The organism is Komagataeibacter kakiaceti JCM 25156, assembly GCF_000613305.1.
The window spans coordinates 1-687 of sequence record NZ_BAIO01000837.1 but is presented as its reverse complement, the minus strand read 5'-3'; the positions used below and the strand labels follow the sequence as shown (position 1 = coordinate 687).

General features: G+C 67.8%; 1 protein-coding gene. It reads right to left on the bottom strand.

Annotated elements, in window-relative coordinates:
- On the bottom strand, nt 1-558 hold a 558-nt coding region (thiE, locus tag JCM25156_RS19370), incomplete at its 3' end, for a thiamine phosphate synthase (protein ID WP_025814460.1).
- Between the last annotated feature and the right edge of the window lie 129 nt (nt 559-687).

Genomic DNA, 687 nt, shown 5'->3' with positions numbered 1-687 from the left:
GGCGCTGATCACCGCCAGGAAATCCGCCCCGGCGCGCACAAGCGGCGCGCAGTTGGCTGGCGTGATGCCGCCAATGGCCACGACGGGCAGTTCGATCATGCTGCTCCACCATGTCAGCAGCGCCGGGTCGGCCCGGACGTCCGTTTCCTTGGAGGGTGAGGGGAAAAACGCGCCGAATGCCACGTAATCCGCCCCGCATTCCCCCGCGCGCAGCGCCATGTCGCGGCTGTCATAGCACGAGACGCCCAGTTGCAGGTCATCGCCCAGTATGCGCCGCGCGGTGGCCACCTCCGTATCCTCCATGCCCACATGCGCGCCATCGCACCCGCAGGAAACGGCCAGATCGGGCCGGTCATTGAGGATGAAGGCGACATCGCGCGCATGGGCCACGGGCTGGAGAATATCCACCGCGCGGCGCAGCGCGTCATCCGTCACGTTTTTCAGGCGGAGCTGCACGGCGGCGACGGGGCCGCCATCCAGCGCTTCGGCCAGACGGGGGGCGAACGCCACGGGATCGAGCGATTCGGGCGTGATGAGGTAAAGCTGGCAATCGGTCATGTCGGGCCGATCCTATGCCACCGTGGCGATGGCGAACAGCCCTTGTCTGGGTCCGGCCCTGTCGCCCGTGTGGCCAGAAACGTCCCTATTCCGGGTGGGGCATGGCCAGGCGGTGGGCGCGGAGGTATC